This window comes from Plantactinospora sp. CNZ321 (assembly GCF_004217235.1).
On the sequence record NZ_SHKQ01000001.1, the window covers coordinates 1827587 to 1850884 of the forward strand.

A 23298-nucleotide genomic window follows, 5' to 3' on the forward strand; every position below is an offset into this window, starting at 1 on the left:
GACGCAGCCTCGGCTCGATCAATGGCCGGCAGGAAGGCTAGCGTGCCCACAGTGACTCTCGGCCTGGCGCTCGAGCGTTGCGTGCCACTTCGGGGGAGGTTGGCGCACCACCACCACGGCCAGAACATTTGTTCTAAATGTCCCTTCTTGTCGTACCCCAGCTCTACGCTCGGATCGCCATGGAGGGGGAGGGACCAATGACCGCAGCCACAAGGTCTTCGGCACTACCAGCCGCAAGCGTTTCTGCAGCTCTGGTCAACGAATTGCGGACGATTCTCGATCGCCACGAGCAGGGCCGGGCACAGTCCTTGGTGGCAGACTTCGTTCTCCGTCACCAGCTTACCCACAACGACGTCGACGCCCTGCTGGTGATGCTGACTCGCCAGCGGGCCCCGAACCGCCCGGTGGTTCCGCCCAAACGTTCCGCAAGTCAGACACGAGCCCTGCTCGAGACCGACAGTTCAGCCAGTTCAGCGGTAGCCGAAGGTCGCGTAGCGGAGAGCAATCCACTCGAAGCCTCGACCGCTGGCGGGATGGACACCGGTGGAACTCGGGACGAGGAGACCACGGACGACGGCCCCGACTGGATGTTCGGCGAGGCCCCCGAGCAGCCCGTCTCATTGGCGTCAGACGAAGCTGTGGAGAAGTCGTTCGAGGATCTGCTCGGTGACTGGACCCGTACGGGCGGGAGGCTGACGCGCGCCGAGGTCGCCCTTCTCGTCACGCGGCGGGGCCTTTCCGCCATGCAGCATGGTGAGCTGCTGAGCCTGCTGGAGGAAGCTGGCGTAGACCTGCCCTCATCCGTTGACACGCGTCCGTCGCGGTCTGCCGTCAAGGGCTATGAGCTGCACGGGGACACGGTCCGCCAGTACTTGCGGGAGATCAGCCGGCACCCGCTGATCAGTGCCGGTCGTGAGGTGGAACTCTGGTCGCTGATGAGGGAGGGCGATGCGGCAAGGCGCGCTCTCGACGCTGGGTGGGGCGAACTCTCACGCAAGGACCGACGGTCGTTGCGTGACCGCGTCGAGGAGGGTCGCAAGGCGCACGCCGCGTTGGTCTGTGCGAATCTACGGCTCGTCGTGTCGATCGCCAAAGCCGGGCGTTACAACCAGACCGGCGTCGAGTTCGCCGACCGCATCCAGGACGGCAACATGGGCCTCATGCACGCTGCCCATCTCTTCGACGGGTCCAAGGGCTACAAGTTCTCCACCTACGCAACCTGGTGGATCAGGCAGCACATCGAACGGGGCATCGCCGATCGCGGCCGGACGATCCGCATACCGGTCCATGTGCACGAGCAGGTTCAGAAGATTCGGAAAACGGCCCGGAAGCTCGCCGACCGTTTCGACCGAGAGCCGACGCTCGACGAACTGGCCGACGCTACCGGCATGGAGCCCGGCAAGGTGCAGGCGCTGCTGGAACTCGGCCAACCGGTGCGCAGCATCGACATGCTTCTCGGTGAGGAGGGTGACCTTCGCCTCTCGGACGTTCTAGTCCATGACGAGGAGCGCGATGGCCGTACCGACCCGGCGTCGATTGTCGAACACGCGATGCTGCACGACGACATCGATCACGTTCTTCGCGAGGTGCTCCCGGACCGAGCTGCCGACGTGATCCGACGCAGATTCGGTCTCGGTACCGGTGAGCAGGAGACTCTGGACGACATCGGTGCGGACTACGGCATCACCCGCGAACGGATCCGCCAGATCCAGGGGAAAGCCATGAGCAAGCTTCAATTGTCACCCGAGACGTCGGCGTTGCGCGTGTACTTGATCAACGAGCCGGGGTGCGGCGGTCCAGCGGAAGGGAAGACTCGATGAGCGGCAAAGCGGTCCAGTCGCTGGAGGAGGCGTGCGATGCCTTCGTCACCTGGCTCGATGGGCGGGTGGTCGCAGCAGGTCGAGGCGATGGCCTGGATCGACTGGAAGTGGATCCGTCGGGGACCTTCTGGCTGGGGCGGCTCGCCTGCGAGGACGAGGTGCGGAAGGGCACCAGCGACGACCGCGCGGAGCGGCTCGACCCGTGCGCGATCGGCATCCGGTTCCGTCCGGCCGAGGCCCCGCCGTGGTCGATGACGGTGACGGTGCGGGCCCGCGCCTGGGTCAAGGACCCCAAGGATGGTCCGGACCCGGACCGGCGCTGGTGGCGTACCGGTCTCGTCGAGGAGAAGATCTCCGTCGTGGTCGGCGCCGATGGTGGAATCTTCGGCGCGAAGCAGCTACGAGATGCCTTCGCCGCGGTAGGTGCGCCGGGCCTGACCGCTGAGGTTCGGGTCGACGTGGAGGATTGGCACCGGGACACCGAGCTTGTCGTACAGCTGGTCAACACCAGCCCGGAGAAGTCGCGCGGCGGACTGACCGACTCGCACCTCTACGAAACGCAGCTGGAGGTCTCGGGGCTCGCCACCGACCCGTTCCAGTTGGAGGCGCTGCCGGACAGCTTCCGCTACGACCGCGACGTGCCGGCGTACGGCATCAACGTCGGTGTCGAGGTGCCAGCACCCGGGGTGTTCCGCAGCTCCGACACCATCACGGTGCAGACCGTCCGCCCCGGATATTGGAACAGCAGCCGGCCGGAGCCGACGCTGTCGTTCGAGCGGCTCGCCGCCGACCCGATTCCGGAACTCACCGCGCTGGTCAAGGCGCTCGAAGAGTACGACCACACCCACTGGTCGGAGCCGGCGTTGGCGGCCAGGGAGGTGGCCGAGGGCTGGACATCGGGGATGCGTGCCGAGGCGGACAAGGCGGCAGCCGAGGTGTTCGCCGAACTCGACCGGCTGCGGACCGGGCTGGAGCTTCTCAAGACCAATCGGGACATCCGTCTGTCGTTCCAGCTGATGAACCGGGCGATCGGGCTGAGCGCGAAGGGACGCGGCTACGACTCCTGGCGGCCGTTCCAGGTCGGGTTCCTGCTGTCCGCCATCCGCTTCCTCGCCGAACCCGCCGATGACGCGAAGACCGTCGACACCGTCTGGTTCGCCACCGGTGGCGGCAAGACCGAGACCTACCTGGGGCTGTTGCTGACGGCGGCCTTCTTCGATCGGCTGACCGGCAAGCGTACCGGCGTGACGGCCTGGTCCCGGTTTCCCCTCCGGCTGCTGAGCTTGCAGCAGACGCAGCGTTTCGCCGATGCGCTCGCCGGCGCTGAGCTGGTCCGTCAGGAGGCGAACGTCAAGGGCGCTCCGTTCAGCCTCGGTTTCCTGGTCGGCAAGGCTGGTACGCCCAACAAGATCGTGCCCAAGCCGGAAGAGAACGAGATCGACCCGGACAGCCCGGGCATGCCTGACAAGTACCGGGTGCTGCTGCATTGCCCGTTCTGCCGCGACGAGAACCTGCGGATGAAGTTCGACCGGCAGCGGTGGAAGCTGGAGCATCGCTGCACCAACAAGCAATGCCCCTGGAAGCGGGGTGCGTTGCCGGTGTACATCGTCGACCAGGAGATCTTCCGCTTCCTCCCGACCGTCGTAGTGGGGACGCTGGACAAGGCCGCGTCGATCGGCCTGCAGCAAGCGATGCGCGGTCTCGTCGGGCCGCCGCAGAAGCTGTGCTCGGTCGAGTGGCACGGTTTCACCTACGCGACCAGGTCGAAGACGCCCAACGGCTGCCTGGTGCCCGACTGCCAGGGCACCCTCAACCCTCTGCCGATGCCGGCGAAGCGGTTCGCACCGTCGCTGCGGCTGCAGGACGAGTTGCACCTGCTCCGCGACAGTCTGGGTGCCGTCGACTCGCACTATGAAAGCCTGCTCGACTACCTGCAGAACGAGCTGACCGGTAGCCACGCCAAGATTGTCGCCAGCAGCGCGACCCTCACCGGCTACTCCCACCAGGTCAAGGTTCTCTACCAGCGCGAAGGCCGGGTCTTCCCACAGCAAGGCCCCCGCTCCGGCGAGTCCTTCTGGACGGTGCGGAAGGCAGAGAAGCTGCGGCGCTTCGTCGCGGTCGCGCCGCGCGGGGTGACGCTGGAGCACGTCAGCGACCGGACCCTGGATGCCTTGCAGCGCTGCGTCCGCAGGCTGATCGACGAGCCGTCGGCCGTCTGCACGGAAGCCGGCATCGATCCGAAACATGCCGACGAGCTGCTCAGCCTCTACGGCACGAACGTGGTGTACGGCTCCACCCTGTACGACGTCGAGGCCGCCGGTCGAAGCCTCGGCAGCAACAACACCGTCGACGGCATCAACGTCGAGCAGCTCACCGGGCAGACCGACTTCGACGAGGTGCGCGACATCCTGGAACGGCTGGAGAAGCCCGAGGCGAAGTTCGAGGATCGCATCCACGTGATCGCGGCCAGCTCGATGTTGTCGCACGGGGTGGACATCGACCGGCTCAACACGATGGTCATGCTGGGTCTGCCGTTGACCACGGCCGAGTTCATCCAGACCACCGCCCGCGTCGGCCGCCGGCACCCGGGACTGGTGTACGTCCTACACAAGATCGGCCGGGAACGCGACGCCCAGACTTTCCGGCACTTCGACAAATACGTGAGCCAGGGCGACCGGTTCGTTGACGCCATCCCAATCACGCGCCGCAGCCGGCGGGTGCTGGCCCTCACGCTGCCCGGGATGGTCGCGGCCCGCACTCTGATGGTGCACGAACCGGCCAGCAAGCAGCGATTGAGCACACCGGCGAAGCTGCGCCAGTATGTCCGCGACGCGAAACTGACGCCCGATGACGAGGCGTCGGCCGTGGCTGAGATTCTCGGCCTCGTCGGACCGGAGGACACCCTGCACCGGCAGCAGATCGTCGAGTGGGTCCGCGACTGGTTCGCCGACCTTGAAGACCCGGCCACCAAGGCCGAGTTCATCAGCCAGATTGGCCACCCCTCCCCCATGAGAAGCCTCCGCGATGTCGAGGCCCAAGCTCCGATTCATGACTGAAGGCAGACGAGATGACGAAGTTGGGTTCTCGCAGCGGCAGCCAGATCCTGCGTACCTTCCTGCCGGAGCAGACGGTCGACCTGCGCGGTGACATCTACCGGGTCGACGAGTGGTCGGCCCCGAGCCCGATCGAGATCGACTCCGACGTGGTGCGGTGGAGTCTGTTGACCGAGATCGGTGCGTGGACCGCCAACGACAAGGATGGCGGGATGGCCGGCGATCTGCTGCGCAAGGTGCCGGTGGAGGTCGTCGAGCTCGACGACCGCCGTGGGGTGACGGTGGAGCGATACCCCCGAGTCTGGCTGTGCCGGGTCTGCAAGCGCATCGGCAAGTCCGAGGAGGCACGCTGCAAGTGTGGCAAACGTGCCTGGGGCCAGCTCCATTTCGTCGGCGTGCACGAGTGCGGTGCGATCACCGAGCCGTGGATTCGGCGCTGCCCGCAGCACGACGACGTGCGGGTGGTCGTGCCGAAGAGCGCCAAGGCCGCGGATATCAGCTTCATTTGCCCGATCTGTGACACGCCGACCATGCAGGGGCTGGGTTTCAACAAGAAGTGCGTGTGCGGTGACGGTGCCGTGCGGTGGAACGTTCACAAGGCCCGCATGGTCTATGTGCCACGCGGCATGGTGCTGATCAACCCGCCGCGGCCCGAGCATCGAGAGAATCTGAAACTCGCCGGGGGCCCGCGCAAAGCACTGATCTGGGTGATCGAGGGTTTGACGGTGGCCAGGCCCGCCGATGTGACGGCGAAGCAGACCCGCAAGGAACTGGTCGATCAACTGGTCGCCAGCAAGATGGCGCCGGACATTGCGGAGCAGATGGCGACGCTCGCCGAGCAGGCCGGCCAATTGGCCAAGGCCGGCGATCATCCGGCCGACCGGCTCCCTGCGGCCCGGCGTGAGGTGGCCGAACGGGAGGCCGCCGACATCGCGATGGCCCTGGCGGAGAGTCGGACACCGACGACGGCGCTACGCCTGCCGGATCCCGACGACCCGCTTGAGAAGCGCTACCGGGAGAAGTACCCACCGGCCCTGCGGCGCGCTGGCATCGACGGGCTCGATCTGGTCGACAGGTTTCCGATCCTCAACGCCATGTACGGCTACACGCGGGGCGAGGACGATCCGTCGAAGTGCCGGCTGGTGCCGTTCCGGCGCAAGCGGGGCGGCTACCGGCTCTACGGCAACCTCGCCGAGACCGAGGCGTTCCTGATCCGGCTCGACCCGATCCGCGTCGCGACGTGGCTGGCCGGTCGTGGTCACCGGCTGCCGGGATGGACGCCGGAGTGCACGGACCCGGTCGTGGCGCGGGTCGCCATCCTGGAGTCGGCCCCGGTTCCCGGCAAACGCGACGACCCACAGGTGGAGTCGGTCGGCGCCGACGTGCTCAAGCTGATTCACACCTACGCGCACCGGCTGATCCGGCAGACCGCCGTCTTCTCCGGCATCGAACGCGACGCGCTCAGCGAGTACCTCGTACCCCACCATCTCGGCTTCTTCCTGTACGCAGCCGCTCGGGGTGACTTCGTGCTCGGCGGAATGCAGGCGGTCTTCGAGTCGAACCTCGACGACCTGTTGACCGCGTTCGTCGACGCGGAGCACCGTTGTCCCTTGGATCCGGGTTGCGGGATCGGCAGTGGGGCTTGTGCGGCCTGCGTGCACCTGGGTGAGCCGTCGTGCCGATTCTTCAATCGGTTCCTGGATCGTGGCGTGTTGTTCGGGCGGAACGGCTACCTGCGGATCTCGACATGATCCGCTGTCGCCAGATCGACTCCACGCGTTCCGCAGCGTCGGTCACCGTCTCGTGTTCCCACACATGGACGGCGATCCACCCCAGTTCGGCCAGCGCGGCGTCCTTGGCGCGGTCCCGTACGACGTTGCGATCGAGCTTGGCGTCCCACCAGTCGCGGTTGTTGCGGGGCGTCGTGCCGTGCTCAGGACAGCGGTGCCAGAAGCAGCCGTCCACGAACACCGCCACCTTTGCCCTGGTCAGCGTGATGTCCGGGCGTCCAGGAAGCCCTGGATCGTTGATCCGATACCGTAACCCGCGTCGATGCAACTCTCGCCGCAACGCCAGCTCCGGTTTGGTCGAGGCGCGTGCCTGTCGACTGAGGCGGGCCGAGGTGGCAGTGTCCAGCGGTGTCGGTGGGGTGGACTTTCGGCCCATCTCTCCAACCTATCCGGGGAGATGGGCGACGCGGTCCAGAGGTTAGGCTGCCCGGACAGAACAACCGACTTATTGCTTGGTGTTCTTTTTGTCGAAATATTGGAGATCAGGTCTGTGACGACATCCAAGCCTGACGTCCGCCGTTGGCTCGCCCCCGGTGCAATGGTGGTGATCCGCGACGAGGAGTGGCTGGTCCGATCGACCGAGGACACCACCGATGGTGTCGCGGTGCATGTGCAAGGTCTCGGTGAGCTGGTACGTGACACCACTGCGACGTTCTACGACACCCTCGATGTCATCACTCCGCTGGACCCGGCCGAGGCCAGGGTCGTCGCGGACGACAGTCCCCGATACCGCACCGCCCGGCTCTGGCTGGAGTCCACCCTGCGCAAGACCGCCGTTCCGCTCGCCGATCAGTCGCTGTCGGTGGCCACTCGCGGCCTCGCCGATGCGCTCGGCTACCAGCAGTCGGCGGTCCGCAAGGCCTTGGATCCGGCGAGCCTGCGACCGCGCATCCTGCTCGCCGACGCGGTCGGCCTCGGTAAGACCCTGGAAATCGGCATGATCCTGTCCGAGCTGGTTCGCCGCGGGCGAGGCGACCGCATCCTCGTGGTGACCCCACGCCACGTACTGGAGCAGATGCAGCAAGAGCTGTGGACGCGGTTCGCCCTGCCGTTCGTACGCCTGGACACCGCCGGTATCCAGCGGGTCCGGCAAAAACTGCCTGCCACCCGCAACCCGTTCACCTACTACCGCCGGGCGATCATCTCGATCGACACCCTGAAATCGGATCGCTACGTGGCCAGCCTGCGCAAACAGCGCTGGGACGCGGTTGTCATCGACGAGTCGCACAACCTGTCGAACGCCGAGACGCTCAACAACCGCCTCGCCCGGCTGCTGGCCCGCACCACGGAAGCGCTGATCCTGGCCTCCGCCACCCCGCACAACGGCAAGGCCGACTCCTTCGCCGAGCTGATCCGCATGCTCGACCCGGTCGCCGTCCCGCCAAGCGGTGAACTGGACCGGGACGAGATCCGGCGGCTCGTCGTACGACGCCACCGGCACAGCCCGGAAGTCGCGAGCGCCGTCGGCGCCGACTGGGCCGAACGACGCGAACCGAACAACATCCTGATACCGGCCACCCCAGAAGAGAACGCGGTCGCCAGCGAACTGGAACACACCTGGCTGTGGCCAGGCACCGGCGGCAGCCCGTACTCGGGCGCACGCGGGACGTTCTTCCCCTGGACCTTGGCGAAGGCGTTCCTGTCGTCACCGGCGGCGTTGCAGGAGACGATCGACGGACGCATCGAGCGCGTCACCAAGGACACCAAGCTTCCCTCCGATCGGGCCGAGGCGGAGCTGAGGGCACTGCGCCACCTCGCCGACCTCAACGAGCGCTCCATGCGTACGCCGTCGGCCAAGTACACCCGGCTGGTGGCGTACCTGAAGGAGATTGGCGTCGTGGCGGGCTCCGCCACCCGGGCAGTGATCTTCGCCGAGCGCCTGGAAACGCTGTACTGGCTGCACCGCAACCTGCCGGGCGACCTCGGCCTGCCGAACGACGCGGTCGAGCTGATGCACGGCGGCCTCACCGACCCGGAACAGCAGGAACTCGTCGAGCGCTTCAAGCAGGAGCAGTCGGCGGTGCGCGTGCTGGTCACCGGTGACGTGGCCTCCGAGGGCGTCAACCTGCACGCCCAGTGCCACGAGCTGATCCACTACGACATCCCGTGGAGCCTGATCCGCATCGAACAACGCAACGGCCGCATCGACCGGTACGGCCAGAAACACCCGCCGCAGATCACCGCCCTGCTGCTCGACCCGGCCAGCGAACGATTCGCCGGCGACGTCCGGGTGCTGGCCAAGCTGATCGAGAAAGAGGACGAGGCCCATGCCGCCCTCGGCGACGTCGCGTCGCTGATGGGCCGCTACGACGTCAAGGGCGAAGAGGAGGAGATCCGGGCGGTGCTCGCCGGCGCCAAACAGCTCGACGACGTCTTGCGGCCGGTCACCGAGGTCGCCGCCGGCAACGACGTCGCCGCGATCTTCGCACAACTCTTCGACACGCCAGGGCAGGTCGACGAGCCGGCTGCGGCCCCGGACGTCGTACCGGACGACGGAGCCGGCCTTTACGACGACGAAGCCTCCTACCTCGAGGAGGCGCTGCGGGAAGCGCTCATCGACCCGACGGCGACACCGGCTCGCGGCGGAGTCGGGTGGCGCCGGGACGAGGCGTTCGGCACCGTCGAGCTGACCCCGCCGCCCGATCTGGTGCAACGGTTGGAGGTGCTGCCGCAGAGCTATCTCGCCGACCGCAAGGTGACCGAGCGTCTGGTGCTCGCCACCACCACCGCCCGGGGCAAGGACAGGTTGGCCGCCGCGCTGCGCGACGACAAGGGCACGAGCTGGCCAGACGCGCACTACCTGAGCCCGCTTCACCCGGTGCTCGACTGGGCCGCCGACCGGGCGTTGGCGGCGCTCGGCCGCAACGAGGTGTTCGCGGTCCGCGGCGAGGTGGACGCGCCGACGGTGCTGCTGCTCGGCACCCTGACCAACAAGCGCGGGCAGGTGGTCTCCACCGCATGGCTGACCGCTCAGTTCCCCATTCCCGACGACCCGTCGTTCGCGCTGGTGACCCCGCACGACTCCATCCGCGACGCGCTGCAGGTGCTCGGCTGGACCACGCCCCGGGCCAACCCGGGTGCCCTCGCCACGACCGATCACCTTCAGCCCCTGATCCGGCCGGCGGTCCATGAGGCTGCCGCCTACCTGGAGAAGACCGTCTTCGAGGCGGCCAGCCGGGATGCCCAGCAACGCGTCGACGCGTGGCGCCGCAAGCTCGACGCATGGGACGGAGAGACGGCGGTCCTGATCCGGCGCAGCGACGCCGCAGCAAGTCGGGAACGCATCGCCGAGGAACGGAAACTGACCGAGTCGATGGCACCGGCCCGGCAACTGGTGCGCCCGCTACTGGTGGTCGTGCCCGACACCGAGGGGGAACTCCAGTGAGCAGGTCGGACGCGATCCTCGTCGGCGAAGGCTGGATCTCCGAGCACTACTTCACCACCGACGCCACCAAGGAGTCGTTCCGGGCGAAGATCCTGGAACGCCGCGCCGGATGGGATGCCGAGGAGAACGCCGGACGGTCGACACCGCGATCCCGATTCCTGGCGGCCCGCCGAAAGTTGGAAATCGACCTGGCCACCCTCTCCGAACTGTTCGACCCGGCGTCGGCCACCGAGCAGGCCGGAAGCCGAACCGCACACGAGGTGCCGGGACAGGTGCTCCGCGCGGTACGCGACATCCTCGGTCTCGACGCGCCGGGCCTGATCGTCTCCGAATCCGGGCCGCTCAGCCGGGTTTCCTCAGCCGGCGCGTCGGGCCCGGCACCACTGGTCGTGCTCGCCGCCCGTCCGGTTGCCGCGATCGAGGAACTGCTCGCCCGGGACGCGGTCACGCTCGGGGAGGCGGTTCAGCTCACCGAAGACGGCGAGGAGATCAAAAGCGCTGCCCGGCTGCTCTCCGCGCTCTTCGTCGCCGACGACGCACCCGAGCTGGCGCTGGTGCTGGCCGGCCGGTGGGCGCTGCTCGCCGAACGCGAACGCTGGGCCGAAGGCCGCTACCTCGCCGTCGACCTGCAGTCCGTCTGCGAACGCAACGACACCAGAAAGGGCGGTGAGATCGACCGGGCGCTGGCCTGCCTCTGCGCCGAGTCGATCGCCCCGGACGCGGACGGCAAGCTGTGGTGGCACGGCGTACTGGAGGCGTCGGTCAAGCACACCGTCGGCGTCTCCCAGGACCTGCGCGACGGCGTACGCCTCTCCATCGAGATCGTCGCCAACGAGGTCGTCGCCCGTCGCCGCGCCCAAGGGTTGCCACCGCTGCCGAAATCCGAGGCACAACCACTGGCCCGGCAGTCGCTGCGCTTCCTCTACCGGATCCTGTTCCTGCTCTACGCCGAAGCATCGCCGGAGCTGGGCGTCCTCCCGGTCGGCGCACCCGAATACGACCAGGGATACAGCCTCGACCGGCTGCGTGAGCTGGTGCAGGTCGAGCTGGCCACCCCCCGGGCCCGCGCCGGCACCCACCTCTACGAATCGCTCGGCGTACTGTTCCGCCTGGTCGACAAGGGCCACTCCCCGGCCCTCGCCGAGGAAAGCGACACGTCCGCTGCCGGGCTGGTCTTCAACCCGTTGCGCGCCGACCTGTTCCGACCCGAGGCCACCGCTCACATCGACGAGGTGGGCCTGGGCAACGTCGCCGTCCAGCAGGTGCTGGCGCACCTGCTGCTCACCAAGGAACAACGCGGCAAGGATCGAGGCTTCATCTCGTACGCCGAACTGGGCATCAACCAGCTCGGCGCGGTCTACGAGGGGCTGATGTCCTACACCGGCTTCTTCGCCGAGACCGACCTCTACGAGGTCGCGAAAAACGGGGATGGGTCGAAGGGCTCCTGGGTGGTGCCGGTCGATCGAGCCGATGGCATCGCCGCCACCGACTTCGTCAAAAGCATCGACCCGGTGACCGGCGAGTCCCGTCCCGTGGTGCACGAGCAGGGTTCGTTCGTGTTCCGCCTGGCCGGCCGGGAACGCCAGCAGTCGGCCTCCTACTACACCCCCGAGATGCTGACCCGCTTCACCGTCGGACAAGCCCTGGAGGAACTGCTCACCGACGACACCTCCGCCGAACAGATCCTCACGATGACGATCTGCGAGCCGGCACTCGGATCGGGAGCATTCGCCATCGAAGCGGTCCGACAACTCGCCGACGAATACCTCAAGCGCCGCCAGAAGGAGCTTAGCCGACGCATTGACCCGGACGAATACCCGAAGCGGTTGCAGGAGGTCAAGGCGTACCTGGCCCTGCACAACGTCTACGGCGTCGACCTCAACGAAACCGCCGTCGAACTCGCCGAAATCTCTCTCTGGCTGGACACCATGGTCGAGGGCCTGTCCGCGCCATGGTTCGGCCTGCATCTGCGGCGCGGCAACTCACTGATCGGCGCCCGCCACGCCGTCTACCGCCGCAGCCAGGTCGTAGACAAGTCGTGGCTGGGCGCGGTGCCGCAAGAAGTGCCCCTGACCCGGCTGGTGGAGGACATCGAGGCCGGGCGGGTCGCCACCGGCGGCGTCCACCACTTCCTGCTGCCCGCCGACGGCTGGGGTTCGGCCGCCGACGCGAAAGAGGCCGCCGCCCTGGCACCCGAGGCAGGAAAGCGCCTCAAGGACTGGCGCCGCGCGGTGAAGGCCAAACCAACCAAGCAGCAGGTCGACGCCCTAGTCGAGCTGGCTCATCGGGTCGAGACGCTGTGGCAGATCGCCCACCGCCGCCTCACCATCGCCGAGCGAGAAATCCGCCGCGCTATCCCCGTGTGGGGCACGAAAGACATTTCCGCCGGCGGCGCTGTGCAACGGGAGCAAATCGAGCAGGCACTCGCCGATCCCAATGGTGCCTACCGGCGGCTGCGCCGAGTCATGGACGCCTGGACCGCACTCTGGTTCTGGCCGCTCACTGCCGAACTCACCACAGTCGACGGGGTGCGCGTCCAACCGCCCTCTCTCTCCGACTGGATCGCCGGACTCCAGGCTCTTCTCGGGCGTGCCCATGACCTTCGCCCGGAGAAGACGAGAGTCAAGGCGTCAACAGCGCAACTCAGTTCCACGACCGACTGGGAAGAGCTGAACCAGGCGGAACAGATCGACCTGGGATTCGCCCACGCAGGGCTCGTCTCCGATGTGCTACGTAACCACCCGTGGATGGCGGTCTGTGAGCGAGTGGCCGCGCAGCAGGGCTTCTTCCACTGGAACCTGGACTTCGTCACGGTCTTCGCCCGAGGCGGCTTCGACCTACAAGTCGGTAACCCGCCCTGGGTCCGGCCTCGCTCCGACGTCGACGCGTTGCTCGCCGAGGGCGACCCGTGGTGGCAGCTAACCAATAAGCCCACACAGGCGCAGGTCGCCGCCAAACGAGCTACGACCCTCGCCCTGCCCGGCATGACGGAACTCGTGGTCGACGGCACCACGGACGTGTTGTCGACGGCCGCCTTTGTAGGCGCTCCCGCGCAGTACCCACACCTCGTGGGCCTACAACCTGACCTGTACCGCTGCTTCATGGAGGTGATGTGGCGGCACGGATCGACACGCGGCACTATCGGCATGATCCACCTGAACTCGCACTTCACCGATGAAGGAGCAGGTCCGCTCCGGTCTGAGCTGTACCTCCGCCTGCGCCGCCACTGGCATTTCGTCAACGCCCTAATTCTCTTCGAAATCAAGGACAGCAAGTTCTTCGGGGTGACCGTTCACGGATCTCGGCAAGCGGAACCGGCGTTCACGCAGGCGAGTTGGCTTTACCACCCAGACACAGCCGTGCGCTCGCTCGTTCACGACGGCTCGGGCCCCGAGCCTGGGCTCAAGGATGACGACGGTCGGTGGGACGTCCGCCCACACGCTTCACGGATTACGAGGGTCACCGATCAAACTCTGCGCGCTTGGCACACCACCATGGAGACCGACGACGTACCGCTCCGGCAAACCCGGATGGTGTACGCGGTGAACCGGTCCAGCGCGGCAGTGCTCGAGAAACTCTCTCGGGCATCGCGTATCGGGGGCCTCGGACTTCGATTCTCCGCCGGATGGCACGAGAAGAACGATCGCACAAAGGGCTACTTCGAATCGGAGTGGGCGGTGCCGGCGTCCTGGGACGACGTGATCCTCCAAGGGCCACACCTCTTTGTCGCTACCCCGCTCTACAAGACCCCGAACCCGACGATGCGCAACAATCAGGACTGGTCAACGACGGACTTCGAGCAGTTGCCGGCCGATGCCATTCCGGCCACCGCATACCAGCCCATCGGCGACCGCTATGACTACGACTGCGCGTACACGGACTGGGGCGACGACGAGCACCCCGACCCTGCCCGCGACCATTACCGCATCGCCTGGCGAACGATGGCTGCCAACCAGGGCGAACGTACCTTCATGCCGGGGATGATCCCGCCTGGAGCCAGTCACGTTGATGGCGTCTTCTCGATGGGAATGCCGGCCAGTGGCCTACGACATCTGGTGATCGTGAGTGGCTATCTTTCGTCTTTGATCACCGATTTCTCTATTCGAGTGGCCCCCAAGTCCACAATTCGCGCCGGTGCTGTCTCCCGGCTCGCTGGTGGAAAGTCGCACCCACTCGACCCATTCTTGCTCCTACGGTGCCTGCGCCTCAACGCGGTGACTGCAGCCTATGCCAAACTTTGGAAGGACTGTCACCTGAGTGAGTTCGCCGGGGACGGATGGGCGGATGGGTTTAAGCATCAACGGCGAAGCCCGCTTGGGAGCGTGGGGCCGGAGTGGACACCGGAGACACCGTTGCGGATTGCGACCGACCGGCGGCAGGCACTGGTCGAGATCGACGCGTTGGTGGCGTTGATGCTCGGGTTGACCGCCGACGAGCTCTGTTCGATCTACCGCACCCAGTTCGCCGTGCTGCGCGGCTACGACCGCAACGTCTACTACTACGACGTCAACGGGCGGCTGGTGCCGAACTCGGTGCTCACCGTGTGGCGGAAGAAGGGCGATCGGATCACGGCGGAGGAGCGGACCGCGACGAACCAGGCCGGCTACACCTACACCTATGAACTGCCGTTCGTCACCCTGGATCGGGATGCGGACATGCGGCAGGCGTACGCGGTCTTCGAGCAGCGGCTGCGGGAGCGGCAGTGAGCGAGCTACTACCCACCTTCCAGGCGACTCGGATTCAGCATGCGCTGGTCGACTATCTGACGACGACGTTCGGGCTGACCGACGGGGATGCGCGGGACGGGCTGGACCGTTTCCTCTCCGACCCGGACACCGGGATGTTCAAGGGCCCTTACGTGCGGTTGCGGCTGCCGTTCCGCCCGGCCGACGAGGGGTGGCGGGCCAGCCTGGAGTGGTACGAGGGGTTTCCGCCGTACGGGCATCAGGCTGCGGCGTTCGCCCGGTCGGCGTCGGCGGTGGACGGTCAGCCGCGCCGGCCGTTGCCGACTCTGGTGACCACCGGCACTGGGTCCGGTAAGACCGAGGCGTTCCTGCATCCGATCCTCGACCATGTGCTGCGGGCCCGGCGTGCCGGGGTGGCCGGCACCAAGGCACTGATCCTGTATCCGATGAACGCGCTCGCCAACGACCAGGCGGCGCGGCTGACCAAGCTGCTCACCACCGAGCCGGCGCTGGCCGGGGTGACGGCGGCGCTCTACACCGGGCAGGTGACCGCCACCCGCATGGCGGTTACCCCCGACGGGCTCATCAACGATCGTGCGGTCATCCGGGAGACCGCTCCGGACTTGCTGCTCACCAACTACAAGATGCTCGACCAGTTGTTGTTGCGTGCTGAGGATCAGGAGTTGTGGCGGCAGTCCGCGACCAGTCTGCGTTACCTGGTGCTGGACGAGTTCCACACCTACGACGGTGCGCAGGGCACCGACGTGGCGATGCTGCTGCGCCGGCTCGGCCTAGCCCTGCGGAGCCACTGGCGCGACGACGACCCGTTGATCGACGAGGCTGCCCGTAGCCGTCCGCTGGGTTTGATGACGCCGGTCGCCACGTCCGCGACGCTCGGCGACAAGGGCGACCCGTCGGTGATGCGTGGGTTCGCCGCCACCGTCTTCGGCGAACGGTTCGACTCGACGTCGGTGGTCACCGAGACCCGACTCAGCCTGACGGAGTGGACCGAAGGCGCAGCCCAGGCGGCGGCAGCAGCCGGGTTCGCCCCGGTCGCCGTGGGTGAACTACGCGCGGCCGGGCTCCGCCCGCTGCCGGAGGTGAGCCCGGACTCCTCCGGCGAAGAGGCCGCGTACGCCGTACTCGGGCTGCTCTATGGGGTGACCGCCGACAAGCTGGCCGGTGCGACGCCGGAGCTGCTGTCGGCATTGTGCCGGGCACATCCGCTCGTGGTCGAACTGGCCCGCACGGCCGGTCAGGCCGTCGCCCTCAGCGACCTGGCCCTGCGGGTGTTCGGACCGCAGGACGAGCCGGAGCCGGCCGAGGCGCTGCTGTCGCAGGTGTTGGCGATGCTGGGGCACGTACGCAAGGTCGTCGGCCGGGATGCGCTCTCGGTCGAGGCGCACCTGTGGGTGCGGGAGCTGACCCGCATCGACCGGTCCGCGGCCGCGACGGCTGCGTTCCGGTGGAGCGACGACGGTCCGCCGGTCGCCGCGGACGAGGCCGAGGAGACCCGGCCGTCCTTCCCGGCGATCTACTGTCGGCATTGCGGGCGCTCCGGCTGGGGGGTTGGTCTCGCACCGGTGGGCGACAGCCTCGCCCCGGACGACGAAGGCATTCGCCGGCAGCACGCCACCCGGGAGGGACGGTTCCGGCCCCTGCTGTACGCGCCCGCCGAGGCGATCGTCCGGTCCGACGGCGAGAAGCCGCCTGACGGACTGGTGTGGTTCGCGATCCGCAGCCGGGAGTTGCTGCACCGGGTCGCCGAGGACGATCCCGATCTTCGCGACGGCTGGGTTCTGCCGGTGCTCACCAACGTGGGTGCCGCCGCCGACGAGCTCAGCCGCAAGGACACCTGCCCGTCGTGCGGGCAGGAGGACGGCATCCGCTTCCTCGGCAGCGCCATCGCCACGCTGCTGTCGGTGTCGCTGTCGACCCTGTTCGGCGCGCCGAAGCTGGCGTCCGAGGAGAAGAAGGCCCTGGTCTTCACCGACTCGGTGCAGGACGCGGCACACCGGGCCGGGTTCGTGCAGGCTCGGTCGCACATCTTGACGCTGCGTTCGGTGCTGCGCGAAGCGGTCGTGGACGGTGCGCTGACTCTCGACCGGCTGGTCGAGGAGGTGCTGGCCCAGGCCGGCGACGATCCGATTCGACGCTACCGGCTGCTGGCGCCGGAGTGCGCCGACCGGGAGTCCTTCACCCCGTTCTGGCAGGAGCCGAGGCAGCGGGCCGTCAAGCCGTCGGTGCAGTCGCGAGTGCGTAAACGGTTGGCCCTCGACGCGGCTCTCGAGTTCGGCTTGAACTCGCGTACCGGCCGCACCCTGGAACTGACCGGATCCGTCACCGTCGAGGTCGAGGCCGGGCTACCGGCACGCGTCGCCGGCCTGGCCCGGGCCGCGCTGAACGGCACGTCCTGGCAGGAACGTCTGGGCGAGGCAAGCGTTGACGACGCCGTGCTCGTGCAGTGGGTACGGGGTGTCCTGGACCGGATGCGGGCCCAGGGTGCGATCGACCACCCATGGTTCGAGCACTATCGAGCGGAGGACGGCCGTGACTGGTCGATCTGGGGTGGCCGGCCCCGCAGCGGCGGGATGCCGGCGTTCCCTCGGGACCGGCCGCGCCCGGCGTACCCGAAGGTGGGTGGCTCGCCGGGGCCGACCAACTACTCCCACCTCGACCCGGTCACCTCGGCACAATCCTGGTATGCCCGCTGGACCTCGCGGGTGCTCGACGTCTCCCCGCTCGACGGTGGCCGGCTCGCCCGGGTGTTGTTCGACCGGCTCGCCCGCGACGGTGTGCTGACCACGACGACCAGCCAGTCCGGCGCGACCGTCTACGCCCTGCCGGTCTCCGCGGTGGTGGTGGCCCCCACCCAGGAGAGCGACCTCGCCGCTGGCCGGCACCTGCTGGTCTGCGACACCTGCCGCGGCAGCACCCCGGGCAGCCTCGCCACCGTCGACCAGCTGACGGACGCGCCCTGCCTGAACGTGCGCTGTCGCGGACGGCTGCGCCCGCAACCGCTACCGGACAACTTCTACCGACGTCTGTACGCCTCGCCGGACATGCGCCGGGTCGTCGCTCGGGAACACACCAGCCTGCTCGACGACGCGACCCGACTGGCGTACGAGGACGGTTTCCGGGACGCGGCGACGAGCCCTCAGTCGCCGAACGTCCTGGTCGCCACGCCCACCCTGGAGATGGGCATCGACATCGGCGACCTGTCGGCGGTCATCCTCGCCTCGCTGCCCCGTACGGTCGCCTCCTACCTGCAGCGGGTCGGACGGGCGGGCCGGCTCACCGGCAACGCCTTCGATCTGGCCTTCGTCACCGGTCGTGGCGAACACCTGCCGAAGATCGGCGACCCGTTGTCGGTGATCGACGGCGAGGTGCGGCCGCCGGCCACCTACCTCGCCGCCGAGGAGATCCTGCGCCGGCAGTACACGGCGTACCTAATCGACGCGTTCGCGCGGGAACCCGGGCGTCGTCGTCCACGCAAGGCCAGCGGGGCCATCGGTTCGTACGCGCCGGGAACCTTCCTCGGCGACCTGGTGTCGCACGCCGAGCAGTCGTGGGAAACGGATCTGGACCGGTTCGCCGCCATGTTCGACGAGCTACCCGTCGAGGTGGTGGACGGGCTTCGCGACTGGCTGAAACAGGTCGCGGGTCCACGCAGCAGTGGCTTCGCCCACCGCGTTCGCGACGCCAGTGACCGCTGGCGGCAGACCGTGGCACTGCTCGAAGAGCGGCAAGCGGCGATCACCGAGCTGCTACCCGAGTTGGAGGCCCGGGTGCAGTCGCCGGCGGTGACCGACGACGACAAGCAGGCACTGCGGTCGGCACAGGCGACCCGACAGTTGACCAGAGGACAGCTCGCTCATCTGCGGAGCAGCTACTGGATCGGAGTCCTGGAAGAGTACGGGCTGCTGCCCAACTACACCCTGCTCGACGACAGCGTCACCCTGGACGTCGGCCTGTCCTGGATCGACCCCGACGACGGCAAGTACCGCTACGACAGCGCACAGTTCCAACGAGGTTCGGCCCAAGCACTGCGTGAGTTCGCCCCCGGGGCAACCTTCTACGCCCGTGGTTGGGAAATCGAGATCGATGCGGTGGATCTCGGCCTGGACGGTGCGTCGATCCGCACCTGGGCGCTCTGTCCGGCCTGCGGTCACGCGTGCGACATCGCCGCGACCGGCCGCGAGAGTGTTCCCGTCGCCTGCCCGCGCTGCGGCAGCCGGGGCATTCACGACACCGGGCAGCGCCTCGATGTCGTCGAACTCACCCGAGTCTCGGCGGAGGTACGCCGGGACGAGGTCGCCATCTCCGACCGGCACGACGAACGTGGTCGCGTCGCGTTTCAGATCGTGACCGCTGCGGATGTCTCCCCAGAACACATGGACGACCGGAGGTTCGTCGAAGGAACCGGGCTGGGCTGGGTCCATCTGCGGTCGGTCGACATTCGATGGCTCAACCTCGGGCCGGCCGGTCACGGCACGACCCGAACCATCGCCGGTGCCGAGCGACAGGGAACACTGTTCCGCGTTTGTTCCGGCTGTGGAAAGCGCGACACCGAGAGCGGCCGCAATCGTGCCCACGAGCACCGTCCCTGGTGTCCGCACCGGACCGCTCCGAACGAGGTGACCAGCACCGTCGCGTTGTCCCGGACACTGCGTACCCAAGGGTTGTTGATCCGGCTGCCGCACACGGTCAGCCTCGGCGACGACTTCGCGGTGCCGAGCCTGTCCGCGGCGCTGCTGCTCGGACTGCGGGAGCAGATGGGCGGTCATCCCGACCACATCCGGGTCGAGCAGGTCGTTGACCCGACGCTGTCCGACGGCAACGACAATCACGAAGCGATCCTGTTGCACGACACCGTGCCGGGTGGCACCGGTTACCTGGCCGGCATCGCCGAGCCGGACCACCTGCGCGAGCTGCTGATCCTTGCCTGGGACCGGGTACGGGACTGCCCCTGCCGCCATGAGGAGCGTCTCGCCTGCCATCGCTGCCTGCTACCTTTCACCGCACCGGGAGTGACCCGGCGAGTTTCGCGGACATCGGCCGAGCGTCACCTCCGTACCCTGCTCGGGTTGCCTGCCGACGTTCAGACGGCCGAGGACACGACCTGGACGGTGACCAAGCTGGCTCCGCGCGAAGAACCCGAGTCACATCTGGAACGCTCCTTCCATCGGGTGTTCCTCGGTCGGCTACGCCGCATCGGCGCCGCCGTCACCGAGACCCCGTCGCCGGTCGGCAACACAGCCCGGTTCACCCTGCCCGGCACGCACCGCCACTGGACCCTCAGCCCGCAGGTCAACGTCGCGGACTCCCGGCCGGACTACCTGTTGAAGACCGGCGACATGAACGTGCCCGACATCGCGATCTTCACGGACGGGCGGGCCTACCACGCGACCGCCGCAGTCAACCGCCTCGCCGATGACGCCGTCAAGCGGGCCCATCTACGCGAGCTGGGCATCCTGGTCATCGCTTTGACCAGCGCCGACATCGCTGCCGCCGAGACCGCCACGAACGTCGCACCACCATGGTGGAATCCGGCCCTGGCCGGCAGCCTGATGAACGTCCCCGGCTTCCAGGCCCCGCCGGAGACCTACAAGGCCCTGGGACACGGCATGGTCGACTGGCTCGTCGGCTGGGTTCGCGATCCCAACCCAGCAGCGGTTCAGGCCGCCGCCCGAGCCGTGCCCATGTTCCTGTCGGCCGGCGCCCAGCCGATCCAGACCTCCACCACGGTCGCCCTTCCCCAGATTGGTCGAGCAGCGCTGCTCGGGGAGGACCTACCCGCTGGTGAACGGCGGGTCCACCTGCGCCGCTTCGGATCCCTCGCGGCGGTCATCGAGATGACGGGCAGCGGTGTCGAGGTCGCCGTCGTGCTCGACGATCGCAGCGAGATGCTCGGCGACAACCACGCCGACTCCTGGCGGGCCTGGCTGCGGCTCGCCAACGCGCTCGGCCTGCGCGACTGGCCGACGACTGTGACGACGACCAGTCTGGTCGAGCCGGTGACCGCGCAGCCGGACCAGGCCGGACCAGGCCGACCGGTCGGAGCCTGGGCCGACGCCTACGACGCGGCGTTGACCGAAAACGAGAAGGAACTGATCGGCGCGCTCGCCGGCGAGAACGTCGCACCGCCCACCATCGGTGCGGAAGGGCCCGATGGCATTCCGCTCGACGTCTGCTGGCCCGCTCTTCGGGTGGCGGTCGCCTTCGCGCACATGTCGCAACAGGACCGAAGCGACCTGGCCCAGCACGGATGGCACCTGGTGGAACCCGACCCTGCCAAGGTCGTCACCGCTCTGACTCGCGCTGCCACCGAGACGGACGAAGGAGACTGATGCCGACCATCATAATGGGAAAACTCGCCAGCAAGATCGATGGATCGGTCCGCGGCAAGGCGATGAGCTTCCTGCAGAAACTCGGGGCCGACGACACCACCCCCGGCCTGCACATCGAACCCATTCAGCACAGCGCCGACCCGCGGGTTCGCACCGGACGGGTCGACGAGTTCTGGCGGGCCGTCATGTTCCGCCTCGACGGGGACGGCGACACCCACTACGTCATTCACGGCATCTGGCCACACGACGACGCAATCACCACAGCGCAACGCGTACGCCTGAAGGTCAATCCGATCAACGGTCTGCCCCAGGTGGAGGAGATCGAGCCGGCGTTCGTCCCCATGACGCCGCCCCCCGCAACCACCGACCCGGACTCGGCGAAGGCGTTGTTCGCTCGCCTCGGCCACGAACCCGCCGACCTCGTCGACAAGCTCGGACTTCCCGAGGACGTCGCCACTCAGGCAGCGGCAGCCGCAGACGAGGATGCCATCCTCACGCTCGCCGAACGTCACGACGGTTGGATCGGCACCATCCTGGTCGACTTGGCAGCCGGCGACGACATCGACGCGATCGTCCAGCGGATGCAGCTGGAGAAGACCTCCTCGTCCGACGACGACGCCGACGTGCTGCAGTCCCTCAAACGACCGGCGGCTGCGCTGCAATTCGCGTTCATCGACGGCCAGGAAGAACTCCGCCGCGTCATCGAAGGCGGAGACTTCGGCGCCTGGCGCATCTTCCTGCACCCCGAGCAGCGCCGGTACATCGACCGGCCGTACAACGGGCCGTTCCGTCTCGCTGGCGGCGCCGGCACCGGCAAGACCGTCGTCCTCGTCCACCGAGCGCGCGCCCTCGCCCAACGCGACCCAGAGGCCCGCATCGTCCTCACCACCTTCACCACCAACCTCGCCGACGCACTCGGCGACAGCCTCACTCAGCTCGACCCACGAGTGCCCCAGACCAAGACGCTCGGACAACCGGGCGTGTACGTGATCGGTGTGGACGCGCTCGCCGCGGCCGTGTTGCGGACCGCAGGAAACGGTCTCTCGCCGGCCATGCGCGACGTCCTCGGCGAGGAGCGCGCGGCACCGATGTCGCGCACCGCACCGAACCTGTGGCGCGAGGTTGTCGAATCGACCGGCACGTCGCTCCCGCCAGAGATCGCCAACGAGACGTTCCTGGCCACCGAGTACGCGCATGTCGTCCTCCCTAACAAGGTGTACGACGAGACCGGCTACCTGCGGGTGCGCCGGCCAGGACGAGGCGTCGCCCTGGACCGCGCCAGACGCCGAGCCGTTTGGGCACTGGTCGACTCCTACCGGGAACGCTGCCGGATCGACGGCAGCCTCGACTTCACCGAGGCCGCCGCGGTCGCCGCGGCACACCTCAGGGCAGGCGGGGACCGCCCGGCCGATCACGTGCTGGTCGACGAAGGGCAAGACCTCTCCCCCACCCACTGGCTCCTGCTGCGGGCCGCCGTCGAGGAACGCCCCGACGACCTGTTCATCGCCGAGGACTCACACCAGCGCATCTACAGCAGCCGCGTCGTCCTCGGGCGCTACGGCATCGCCATCGTCGGCCGCTCCCAGCGGTTGACGCTCAACTACCGCACCACCGCACAGAACCTGCGCTACGCCATGGCCATCCTGGACGGCGGCCAGTACGTCGACCTGCAGGACGAGCCTGAAAGCACGGGCTATCGATCCGCCCGAAGCGGTCCCGCACCCATCGAAGTGGTCGTCAACTCGCTTACGGACGAACTCCACGCCATCGTTCGCCACGTCCGCTCGTGGCTCGACGCCGGAGACGCCCCGGAGACCGTGGCGGTCCTGGTACAGGACCGGTTCCACCGCGACCGCGTCGTCACCGCCCTCACCGAGCAGGGAGTGGACGCCCGCGCCGTCGACCGCGACCGCCCACCGATCGGCCGGGTGCCGGTCCTGACGATGCACCGGGCCAAGGGCACCGAGTTCTCCAAGGTCGTACTGGCCGCCGGCAAGCCGGCACTGGCCGAACTCGAACGCCTCGCCGGGCTGGATCCCGCCGAACGAGCAGACGCCGAGCTTCGGGGCCGTTCACTGAGATACGTCGCAGCCACCCGAGCACGCGACCAGCTTGTCGTGGTGCAACGCAACTGACGGCCTCGCTGCGACCCCCGCGACCGCATCCCGCCCCGAGCTAACCTCGGTCTTCATCTGACATCTGTCCGTTATAGGTC

General features: G+C 67.9%; 8 protein-coding genes. 7 read left to right on the top strand and 1 reads right to left on the bottom strand.

The features are described from left to right. The first annotated feature begins 197 nt into the window (after positions 1–197). Genes EV371_RS08160 through EV371_RS08170 form a run of 3 tightly spaced genes read left to right on the top strand, consistent with a single transcriptional unit; the run spans position 198 to position 6624 of the window. Positions 198–1820 carry a sigma-70 family RNA polymerase sigma factor gene (locus EV371_RS08160; RefSeq protein WP_130461507.1) on the top strand — a complete coding sequence of 541 codons (1623 nt, stop codon included), beginning with the start codon at positions 198–200 and terminating at the stop codon, positions 1818–1820. Next, positions 1817–4876 carry a helicase C-terminal domain-containing protein gene (locus EV371_RS08165; protein ID WP_130461508.1) on the top strand — a complete coding sequence of 1020 codons (3060 nt, stop codon included), beginning with the start codon at positions 1817–1819 and terminating at the stop codon, positions 4874–4876. Before EV371_RS08160 ends, EV371_RS08165 begins: the two co-directional genes overlap by 4 nt. 11 nt (positions 4877–4887) lie before the next feature. Further along, positions 4888–6624: a hypothetical protein gene (locus tag EV371_RS08170; protein ID WP_130461509.1), complete on the top strand. Its 1737-nt coding sequence runs from the start codon at positions 4888–4890 to the stop codon at positions 6622–6624. On the opposite strand, the gene EV371_RS08175 is transcribed toward EV371_RS08170, so the two are convergent. After that, positions 6560–7039 carry a very short patch repair endonuclease gene (locus EV371_RS08175; RefSeq protein ID WP_130461510.1) on the bottom strand — a complete coding sequence of 160 codons (480 nt, stop codon included), beginning with the start codon at positions 7037–7039 and terminating at the stop codon, positions 6560–6562. The genes EV371_RS08170 and EV371_RS08175 overlap by 65 nt on opposite strands. 162 nt (positions 7040–7201) lie before the next feature. Between EV371_RS08175 and EV371_RS08180 the strand changes: the two genes are divergently transcribed. The 4 genes from EV371_RS08180 to EV371_RS08195 are packed head-to-tail and all read left to right on the top strand — an operon-like array spanning position 7202 to position 23218. Continuing rightward, positions 7202–10048, top strand: a complete 2847-nt coding sequence (locus EV371_RS08180; protein WP_130465746.1) for a DEAD/DEAH box helicase — start codon at positions 7202–7204, stop codon at positions 10046–10048. Beyond that, positions 10045–14754: an Eco57I restriction-modification methylase domain-containing protein gene (locus tag EV371_RS08185; RefSeq protein ID WP_130461511.1), complete on the top strand. Its 4710-nt coding sequence runs from the start codon at positions 10045–10047 to the stop codon at positions 14752–14754. Before EV371_RS08180 ends, EV371_RS08185 begins: the two co-directional genes overlap by 4 nt. After that, entirely contained in the window at positions 14751–21083 is a 6333-nt protein-coding gene (locus EV371_RS08190; protein WP_130461512.1) for a DEAD/DEAH box helicase, read from the top strand. The genes EV371_RS08185 and EV371_RS08190 overlap by 4 nt, the downstream gene beginning before the upstream one ends. Continuing rightward, positions 21083–23218 carry a UvrD-helicase domain-containing protein gene (locus EV371_RS08195; RefSeq protein WP_130461513.1) on the top strand — a complete coding sequence of 712 codons (2136 nt, stop codon included), beginning with the start codon at positions 21083–21085 and terminating at the stop codon, positions 23216–23218. Before EV371_RS08190 ends, EV371_RS08195 begins: the two co-directional genes overlap by 1 nt. Positions 23219–23298: the final 80 nt, after the last annotated feature.

Bases quoted from the DNA above. Each gene is read 5' to 3' on its own strand.
- EV371_RS08160 (WP_130461507.1), top strand. From the start codon at position 198: ATGACCGCAGCCACAAGGTCTTCGGCACTACCAGCCGCAAGCGTTTCT.
- EV371_RS08195 (WP_130461513.1), top strand. From the start codon at position 21,083: ATGCCGACCATCATAATGGGAAAACTCGCCAGCAAGATCGATGGATCG.
- EV371_RS08175 (WP_130461510.1), bottom strand. From the start codon at position 7,039: ATGGGCCGAAAGTCCACCCCACCGACACCGCTGGACACTGCCACCTCG.
- EV371_RS08165 (WP_130461508.1), top strand. From the start codon at position 1,817: ATGAGCGGCAAAGCGGTCCAGTCGCTGGAGGAGGCGTGCGATGCCTTC.
- EV371_RS08170 (WP_130461509.1), top strand. From the start codon at position 4,888: ATGACGAAGTTGGGTTCTCGCAGCGGCAGCCAGATCCTGCGTACCTTC.
- EV371_RS08180 (WP_130465746.1), top strand. From the start codon at position 7,202: ATGGTGGTGATCCGCGACGAGGAGTGGCTGGTCCGATCGACCGAGGAC.